Source organism: Streptomyces sp. HSW2009, from assembly GCF_040240285.1.
Lineage (GTDB): Bacteria > Actinomycetota > Actinomycetes > Streptomycetales > Streptomycetaceae > Streptomyces.
Map to the genome: position 1 here is coordinate 1 of NZ_JBEHZD010000344.1, position 8,710 is coordinate 8,710.

7 protein-coding genes and 1 pseudogene are annotated in these 8,710 nt (G+C 66.5%); 2 read left to right on the top strand and 6 right to left on the bottom strand.

Annotated elements, in window-relative coordinates; translation table 11 throughout:
- On the top strand, positions 1 to 853 hold an 853-nt coding region (locus AAHZ94_RS22685), incomplete at its 5' end, for a 4'-phosphopantetheinyl transferase superfamily protein (RefSeq protein ID WP_349994823.1).
- Between the two features lie 485 nt (positions 854 to 1,338).
- The gene (locus AAHZ94_RS22690; RefSeq protein WP_349994824.1) at positions 1,339 to 2,703 is read left to right on the top strand and encodes a class II 3-deoxy-7-phosphoheptulonate synthase; all 1,365 of its coding nucleotides are present in this window, start codon (positions 1,339 to 1,341) and stop codon (positions 2,701 to 2,703) included.
- A gap of 303 nt (positions 2,704 to 3,006) precedes the next feature.
- Here the strand turns inward: AAHZ94_RS22690 and AAHZ94_RS22695 are convergent, their stop codons facing one another.
- From AAHZ94_RS22695 to AAHZ94_RS22720, 6 genes and pseudogenes are all read right to left on the bottom strand, one after another.
- Entirely contained in the window at positions 3,007 to 3,444 is a 438-nt protein-coding gene (locus AAHZ94_RS22695) for a hypothetical protein (RefSeq protein WP_349994825.1), read from the bottom strand.
- Positions 3,444 to 4,079, bottom strand: a complete 636-nt coding sequence (locus tag AAHZ94_RS22700) for a hypothetical protein (RefSeq protein ID WP_349994826.1) — start codon at positions 4,077 to 4,079, stop codon at positions 3,444 to 3,446. Before AAHZ94_RS22700 ends, AAHZ94_RS22695 begins: the two co-directional genes overlap by 1 nt.
- A 438-nt stretch (positions 4,080 to 4,517) precedes the next feature.
- Positions 4,518 to 5,489 carry a PrsW family glutamic-type intramembrane protease gene (locus tag AAHZ94_RS22705; protein ID WP_349994827.1) on the bottom strand — a complete coding sequence of 324 codons (972 nt, stop codon included), beginning with the start codon at positions 5,487 to 5,489 and terminating at the stop codon, positions 4,518 to 4,520.
- Between the two features lie 558 nt (positions 5,490 to 6,047).
- The gene (locus AAHZ94_RS22710) at positions 6,048 to 6,608 is read right to left on the bottom strand and encodes a hypothetical protein (RefSeq protein WP_349994828.1); all 561 of its coding nucleotides are present in this window, start codon (positions 6,606 to 6,608) and stop codon (positions 6,048 to 6,050) included.
- 27 nt (positions 6,609 to 6,635) lie between these two features.
- Positions 6,636 to 7,766 (bottom strand): hypothetical protein, encoded by a 1,131-nt coding sequence (locus AAHZ94_RS22715; protein ID WP_349994829.1) that lies wholly within the window; start codon positions 7,764 to 7,766, stop codon positions 6,636 to 6,638.
- A gap of 818 nt (positions 7,767 to 8,584) precedes the next feature.
- A pseudogene (locus AAHZ94_RS22720) lies at positions 8,585 to 8,710 on the bottom strand (flavodoxin-dependent (E)-4-hydroxy-3-methylbut-2-enyl-diphosphate synthase); the annotation flags it as partial.

Sequence of the window (8,710 nt, forward strand, 5' to 3'; positions counted from 1 at the left end):
CACGTACACGGCGGGCCGGCTCGCCGCGGCGCGTGCCACCGCCGCGCTCACCGGGGCGGCGCACTGGCCGCTGCCGGGCGAGCGCGGCGCCCCGCACTGGCCGCACGGAGTCAGCGGTTCCCTCACGCACACTGACGAGTTGGCGGTGTGCGTGGTCACCGCGGACCCGCGGTTCGCGGTCGGGCTCGACGTGGAGCCGCTGACGTCGGCCGCCGGCCTGTACGCGGCCCGCCGCTACGCCTGCACCCCCGCCGAACTCGCCCGGGTGGAGACCGCGCCCCACCCCGAACTCGCCGTGCTGCGACTCTTCAGCGCGAAAGAAGCGTTGTACAAGGCGCTGCCCGCGGCGGACCAGGAGGGCCTGACGTTCCGCTCGGTCACCTTGTGCTGGGGGGAGGCGGGGGTCGGGGCTGGCCGTGGGCACGCGGGTGACCGCTGCCGTGCGGGCGACCGCCGCTGTGCAGGTGAGTGCTGCGGTACGGGCGCGAGCCGCGGTACGGGCGAGTGCTGTCGTACGGGCACGCGCCGCTCTGCGGAGGCGTCCGGCTCGGACGCGCGCCACCGTACGGGCGCATGCCGCTGCACGCCCGAACACAGCCAGCCGGGTGATTGCTGTGGCGCGGCCGAGTGCCCCTGCGCGGGCGGTTCGACGGTGCTGACGGTGAGCCCCACCGACCCGGCCCCGGTCGCCCTGCGCGGCGCGCGCGTTCGATGTCACGTCCTCGATGGCCGGCTGGTGTCGGCCGTGTCACTGGCCGTTACGCCGGGCGTGGCAGGGTCCGCTGAGGAGGCGCAGACCGCACCGTACGGGACGGCCGTCGCCCCGCCGCAGCCCCCGTACGCCACGACCTGACCCACCCACCACGGCCTGACCCACCCACCGGACGGCCCGCCCCACCGGCCGACCCACCCACCGACACCCCGGCCCCTGCCCCACCAGCGGGCCACCCACCCAACAGGCTCACCCAACAGGCCCACCCGCCCAAGGCCACACCCACGGCCGCCAGGCCAGGCGGGCCACCCACCCAAGGTGGGACCACCCACTCCAGACGAGCCACCCACCCGGGAAACACACCCAACCCGGGTGAGCCACCCCAGGTCTCCACCTCCCCACCTCCCCACCTCCCCACCGCTCAGTCCGCTCAGTCCCCCCAGTCACGTCCACACCGACCGCCCCGCGACCCCCGTCGTACGCCACGCGTCGTACGCATCCCGCCCACGGCATCGCGCCCGACCTGCGGATGCGTACCGGCCACGCCCCAGGTGGCCGGCGACGGGGCCACGCAGCGTCCAGAGAGGAGAGCGGCGGCCCGCGCGGCCCGCCGCACACGCCACCCCATGAACACACAGACGGTCGCCACCCCGCAGACCCCGTCCGCCGCCGCCCCGCGGCCCGACTGGCGCACCCTGCCCGCGGCGCAGCAGCCCGACTGGCCCGACCAGCAGGCCCTGCGCACCGCCGTCACCGACCTGGAGTCCTACCCGCCGCTGGTCTTCGCCGGCGAGTGCGACCAACTCCGTGCCAAGTTGGCGGCCGTGGCCCGCGGCGAAGCCTTCCTGTTGCAGGGCGGCGACTGCGCCGAGTCCTTCGACGGCGTGGGCGCCGACCAGATCCGCAACAAGCTGAAGACGCTGCTCCAGATGGGTGCGGTGCTCACGTACGCGGGTTCGGTGCCGGTGGTGAAGGTCGGCCGGATCGCCGGCCAGTACAGCAAGCCGCGTTCCAAGCCGACCGAGACCCGCGACGGCGTCACCCTGCCCGCGTACCGGGGTGACTCGGTCAACGGCTTCGCCTTCACCGAGGAGTCCCGCCGGCCCGACCCGGAGCGGCTCAAGCGGATGTACCGGGCGTCGGCCGCCACCCTCAACCTGGTGCGCGCCTTCACCACCGGCGGCTACGCCGACCTGCGCCAGGTGCACGCCTGGAACCAGGACTTCGTGAAGACCTCGCGCTCCGGGCAGCGGTACGAGGCGGTGGCCCGCGAGATCGACCGCGCGCTGAACTTCATGCACGCCTGCGGCGCGGACCCGGAGCAGATGCACACCGCCGAGGTGTACGCCTCGCACGAGGCGCTGATCCTGGACTACGAGGCGGCCCTGACCCGCACCGACGAGCGCACCGGCGACCGGTACGACCTGTCGGGCCACATGGTCTGGATCGGTGAGCGCACTCGCCAACTTGACGGCGCCCACGTGGAGTTCTGCTCACAGATCAGCAACCCGCTCGGTGTGAAGATCGGCCCGAAGGCGACGGCGGACGACGTGCTCGCGCTGATCGACCGGCTTGACCCGCACCGCGAGCCGGGCCGGCTGACGTTCATCGTCCGGATGGGCGCCGGCCAGGTGCGCGACAGGCTGCCCGCCCTGGTCGAGAAGGTCACCGCGTCCGGCGCCCAGGTCGGCTGGGTCTGCGACCCGATGCACGGCAACACCTTCGAGGCACCCAGCGGCCACAAGACCCGCCGCTTCGATGACGTCCTGGACGAGGTGAAGGGCTTCTTCGAGGTGCACCGCGGCCTCGGCACCCACCCCGGCGGCATCCACGTCGAACTGACCGGCGACGACGTCACCGAGTGCGTGGGCGGCGAGGTCTACGCGGACGACCTGGGCCAGCGCTACGAAACGTACTGCGACCCGCGCCTGAACCGCAGCCAGTCCCTTGACCTGGCCTTCCTGGTAGCGGAAACGTACCTGAGCCACTAACCCGCAGCCCGACCCCGAGCCGCTCCCCGCACCCTCGGCCCCTCCCACCCGGCCCCGAACGGAACCCCTGGTTCTCGGCCCCGCCCCGGCCCCGGCAGGCTGGCCCGGCCCCCGTCACAGGACCGGGCCAGCAGCCCGCACCGCGCCCCACCACCCTCACCCGCCCGAACAAGCGACCGCAGAACGGCGGGGTACGGGGCGGGGTACGGGGACGAACTGGCGGGGTGCGCGGGACGGGGTGGGCTACCCGCGGTACGGGGCGGGGCCAGCGGCCGAGAGGGGGCTACGCGCCCACGCCCCGGCTCAGTCGGCCATGTCCTGTGCCTGGTAGCCCTGGAGGCCGACGGCGAAGAGGGGCGGCAGAAGCTGGCCGAGGTACCAGGGGATGTCGGTCAACTCCTCAGCCGCTCCGTACGACCGCCGATGGATGGTCGGCGAGAACGAGAGGCTGAGCCGACCGGGATAGAGGAGCAACAGCCCGCCCGTGCCCGCCTCCCGGTGGTAGAGCGAGAGCCCCGTGCGCTGCCCCTGGCGGTGCGGCGCATCGAGCGCATCGAGAACGTTGCCGACCCCGTGCGGCGGCACGCTGACCCACTCCAGGTCCCCGTCCGCGTCCTGCACGGCGTACGAAATCCCCCGAGGCTCTTCGGGAGACCACCCGCACGCGGCGAGGGCGCGTACGAGCAGTGCCGCCGTGACGGGACTGCGGAAGGTGAAGTCGATGTCTGCGCTCCGGGACACTAGCCGGTCTCCTTCGATATCACTCGCCACGCGTAGTTCTTCTTGGCTAGCCATTTAGTAATGTTTTCTGGGATTGCATTCTCGGATATAAGGGCGAATCTGTGGCCGCCCGCCTCGGCTATTCGGCGTGCGTCGCCCAGGTTGGACTTGAACTTTTCCATAACCTTTGGGTTCTCGTTCGCGAGTTCCCAGAACCTTCCAGATTTTGCCTCGTACCACACCTCGATTCCGTCTCCCGCGGTGAAGGAGCCGTCGAACTCCCTTCCTCCTTCTCGAAAGGATCCGCTGCCCCCTAGCTTCGCCTGAAGTTGATCCTCGTACTCCTTTCCGCGCCGAACCCTATCTCGACCAGATGATGAAGCGGGCGGAGAATCGCCTGGGTTGGATTGGCTCGCTCCAGAGTTCCCTGCCGCCATGAGGACGATCCCTATTACTCCAAGCCCAGCCGCCCGGGCCGCTAGCACATTGGTTGCTGTGCCAGCACCGGCGAGCGCGAGCCCACTCGGGGGAAAGAGGGCGAGAAGGGATAGCAGTAGAAGAGTGAAGCCGAGATATGTGGCTAAGTTGTCCAGGGCATCCAGAAGGTGAAAGTTTTGAAGTACTTTATCGTTGATACCAAGTTGACTATTAGGCATGCGCAGCAGCAGCAGCAGGGAGCTACCCGCGATGCTGCCCAGGCCTACCCATATTCGAAATCGCGCGACGACTTGCGGTTCGGCCAATGGAAGGCCATTAAGGGTATTCCATCGAATGAGAGAAATGGTGACTTGCCATAGAGCCCAGAGCGCTCCGGCTACGGAGAACCCTAGGAGAACTTGAAGCCCGTATCAGTGCAGAATTGATCTGATAGGTTGTCGGCTCCTGGGACAATCCCTATGCTCAGGAAGGCAAGTGCGGGGAGCGAGAGAAATAGGGGGATCAGGGCAGGCCATCTGCGCCTCGTTGTGCTTGAATGGTGAATTAGGGAAATTATTGAACGTGTGTTGAATTTCTGCCAGGCGCCCAGTCGATCGGAAGCGTCTATATCCCTTGCCGCGCTTGCTATGCTGTCGCGCAGTTTGACAACATCAGGGCTATTTTTGTTGGTCTGAGCATAGAGCATAGAGCAGGGAGCGGCGGGCGCGGGCGAAGCGTAGGGAAATAGCCATGGACCAGGGGAATCTCCAGAGTCCGTAACCGCCCAGTGCTTCTAGGCCTGTGCGGCCTGCTCGTTCTGAGTGAGTAAGAATCTCAGGTGCTGATCTCTTGGCTTTTCGAATATGAATCATATCCATAACTATGGAGATTCCGAGGCAAGCTAATGGAATGACCCAAAGTATGTTATTCGCATTTGCTAACAGCTCTTTCGCTGACGCGCTATGCCGATGTTCGGCAGAATAGTTGAAGAGGGTATGTAAGGCGCACGCGAGGGAAAATGGGGCACACCCCCAGAGGCGTGCCCAGCCGCGGTTTCGAATCGCTAGACCTAGCCCCAAGGCGGCCGTCGTTGAGAATGCGAGATGAGGGCTCGTTGGGGTGGTCGGGTCGCTGCCTCCGATTCCTAGAGTTCCGAATGGTGCGGGAAACCATGTGTGGACTATCTGGCTTAAACCCGGAATGTAGGGTGGGGTGAGACTGCTGGGTACCACCCACCCGCCCGCCGTGTGTGCTACAGCCTGATCCACTTCTGGGCTAAGTCGCCCTAATGCCTCTATGAGTCCGAATCCCGCTCCTGAAGCGCCACCAATCAGTACATAATCTGTGAACCCCCACTGGCGACGTACGTGTTTATTTCGGACGGTCAGTAATATAGGTGCGATCTTTAATATTTCTTCTATCGTTGGGCTGATGGTATAGCTCGTAACGGATACTGCCTCGCGTAGGGCCCTCCCTCTTGGCTGATCTGCGATCACACGAGTATAGGAATACTCCAGAATCACTGCGGCGAGGCCGCACGCATAAGCTCCTACCAGGACCGCTAGCAAGACAGTGGACGTTCGCACAGTCCGAGTTGGCGATGCTAATGCCAGGAGCTGGACTACTCCGTAGACGGTCGCGAGGGCCATCAAGGCCACCACTACAGACCCTCGATCTTCTGTCGGCACCGTGAGGTTACGTACCGTCAGGAGTCAGGACAAGACCAACCCGCGCCGTCGTGTCTTCACTTGCAACCGGAGTAGGCGCTGTTGAGCCCAGTTAGTGATTGTGGACAACCTGCCCACCTGGTAAATGAGCGTAGAAACTGACCCGTGAGGCCGATTCTTGGCTGCGCGCACGTCGGGTTGACCGCAACATGAAGGAGCCTGCATAACAGGCGGAGTTGCGGCTAGCCCTGCTCGGGCGGGGTGTGTCGTGCGGGATGGAGCTGGACAGGGCCGAGAGGCGCCTGTGGGGGGGCGACCGCTGCCGGCCCCCCCCAGCCGGCAGCGCGTGAGCGCCGCGTGCCTCCCTTGTGGAAGCCGCGTCGGGCGGAGCAGCAAGGGCGCGTGGGCGGTGACGACGATTGCGCGCCATGGGTTGTGTAGCCGTACGAGAGTGCCCGCTCGCCTGCCGGACATGACTGCGGGTCCGTGCCGGCGCCATCCGGCGCGGGGCGCACTTCGGGCGCACCGCGCCGTCAGCCCTCAGCCGGATATCGTCGTCGCGCCGATCACCGGCACCGGCGAGGTGACCAGGACTTCGGTCAGGAACTTGCCCTCACTGCCGGGGGCGAACGCATAGCTGCGGTTGCTGGTGTTGTGCTCGATGACGACCGTGCGGATGAATCCCTGGTACGTGAACGCCTTTTCGCCGGGCGGTACGGAGAACGTCATGGTCTGGGTCGTGACCGTTGAATACTGCTCCGTGAAGGAGAGCGAAAAGCCCACCGTCAGGGATGCCTTGACGACCTCGATGGAGACCTCGGCCGAGGTTTCCAGCGAGAAGGTCGTGGTGAGTGAGGTCGTGAAGCCGGTGCTCACGCTCTTGGCGTAGCTGGTGGTCGCTGCCGAGCCGGTGTTGTCGATGCAGCCGACGTTCTGGAGGTCGGGGGTGTAGAGGGTCAGGGCCCGGACGGTGCTGGAATCCTGTTGGAAGACGACGGACTGGTCGAACACGTCCTTGGACGCGCCCGGGCGGTCCTGGAAAATCTTCACCCCGGCGGTGGGGACCCGCTCGCCGAGAACGCTCACTTCGTCACTGCTCATGGTCGTCGCTCCTCTCGTACCGGGGTCTCACGGGCACAGGTCGGCGTCGTCGTTCATCTGGTCTTGCAGGGAGACGCTGTTGAATTCGTAGTACGACTCGTAGATGGCCGACCTGAGCCAGACGTCCATCGTGCCGTCCTTGTACGTCTTCTTCTTTTTCTTGTACTGCTTGACCACCAGGTCCCAGGTGACGGACAACGCGCCGGTGCCGTCCACGGCGGGGTAGCCATCTTCGATGGCGGGGTTCTTCACCAGGAAGATGACGAGTTCCTGCGGCCCGGGATGGTAGTCGTCGAGCTGACTGTCCTGGAGGCCGGCTATCTTGTTCGCGAGGATGGCCACCAGGTTCTGCGGCTCGATGCCGATGTCGAGGAACGCACTCGCATTGTCGGCGAGACCGACGTAACTGTCCTTGATGATCTGGGCCGTCGGCGAATCCCAGCGGAACTGGTCCAACTGCTGGTATTTGAGCGTGCCCCACAGCGAACCCGACTGGTCACCGCGGTGGGCGTCCTTCTTGTGGTCCTTCTCCGGCCTGTTCCGCAGACAGTCGAACCGGTCGTGGTTCAGGATGTCCGCCAGATTGTCCATCAGGGTGCCGATGTACTGCTCGCTCTCGTCCGGAACCCACGTCCCGGTGCTGGACGGCACCACGTCGTGCTGGGCGAGGACGGCGAGCAATTGCACGGCGTTCGGATGGGACACCGGCAACTGCTCGTAGAAATCGGCCTCTTGCTGCTGGCGGCCGGTCATGGCGGTGACGAAGTGGGCGCCGCCGGGATTGTCGGCGAGGACGTGGCGCAGGAACGGGCCGGCGCCCGGGTGGTCGCCGAAACCGCGTCCCGACCGCAGGGTGTGCTGGCTCGACTTGACCGCGTGCAGGACGAATTCGAGGGCGGGGCGGGGGAGCGCGGACCGCAGGCCCGCCTGGCGCTTCCCGATGAGGAAGCTCTCCAGGCCGTGCGGATTCTGCGGGAGTCGGCCCGTGACGTCACCGACGTACTGCTGAATTCTGTCGAGCGAGGCCAGCTCACAGCTCAGCCCGAGCTGGACCATGTCGCCCTGGATCTCGTTCGCGTCTGGCTGTTTGGGGGAAGCCGAAATGATCGGCATGTTCTCCTTGCTGGTGGGGGTGCGCTCCCTGAGGTTTTCCACCATTCCGCATGCTCCGCTCACTCGGATGAATTCCGAGATAGGCAAACCGACCGGACACGTGAGGGTGCTCTGCTGGTCTTGTGCGGCTTCTCTCCGGTGCTTTTGCGGTGTCTCTAGGCATCTCTTCGGTGTTCCGTGAGGATGCGCGGATTGCTGGCGCGGAGCCTACCGACGGGCATTCAGGGGAGCTAGCCGTGGAGTCAGCGGAGCGACTTGAATGCGGCGCTCAAACCGGTCCCTCAACGGGCACAGGGGAAACACGGGTTTCACCGCGCGGCGGTGTCCGGGCCGGTGCGCCGCGCTGAGCAGTGTGAAGGGCCGCGCCGGGCGCGTACGCATCGCAGCCGGGGCGCAGACATCTGGCCCGCGCCCCCACCGGAAAGTGGCGCGATATGCCGCGGGCACCCGCCGCCGGCCTCGCCGGACCCCGGGTGACCTCGCGCAGCCCCAGCCCCAGCCCCAGCCTTAGCCCCGGCGCCGGCCCCAGCCCCGGCGCCGGGCGCCGCGCGATCTCGCCGCGTGGGAAGGGGGCTGCGCGTACGGAGTGCAGGGCCCCGTGCCGTACGGGGCGGGCCTCTGCCGTACGGGGATAGGACCCGTGTCGTACGGGATGCGCGGCCCGGGTCCGGGGGCGCAGGCCCACCCATGCCGTACGAGAAGGCCCCATGCCGTACGGAGCCAAGCCCGCAACGCCACGAGGGCGGCCACGTGAAAACGTAGCCGCCCTCGCTCGTGTCGCCGATGCTCACCGGAGCACCGTGGATTCAATAACTACCGTGTTAGTGGAGGGAGTTGGAGGTCTACCGGAGCCGTCGCGTGCGTTATCCCGCCACGCTGATCTGCGGCTCGCCGGACTCCACGCCCGCCTTCTCCATCTCTTCGGCGATCTTCATCGCTTCCTCGATCAGGGTCTCCACGATCTTCGATTCCGGCACGGTCTTGATGAC

Excerpts from the sequence above, each read along its gene's own strand:
- AAHZ94_RS22710 (WP_349994828.1), bottom strand. The coding sequence starts at position 6,608 with ATGAGCAGTGACGAAGTGAGCGTTCTCGGCGAGCGGGTCCCCACCGCC.
- AAHZ94_RS22700 (WP_349994826.1), bottom strand. The coding sequence starts at position 4,079 with ATGCCTAATAGTCAACTTGGTATCAACGATAAAGTACTTCAAAACTTT.
- AAHZ94_RS22715 (WP_349994829.1), bottom strand. The coding sequence starts at position 7,766 with ATGGTGGAAAACCTCAGGGAGCGCACCCCCACCAGCAAGGAGAACATG.
- AAHZ94_RS22705 (WP_349994827.1), bottom strand. The coding sequence starts at position 5,489 with ATGGCCCTCGCGACCGTCTACGGAGTAGTCCAGCTCCTGGCATTAGCA.
- AAHZ94_RS22690 (WP_349994824.1), top strand. The coding sequence starts at position 1,339 with ATGAACACACAGACGGTCGCCACCCCGCAGACCCCGTCCGCCGCCGCC.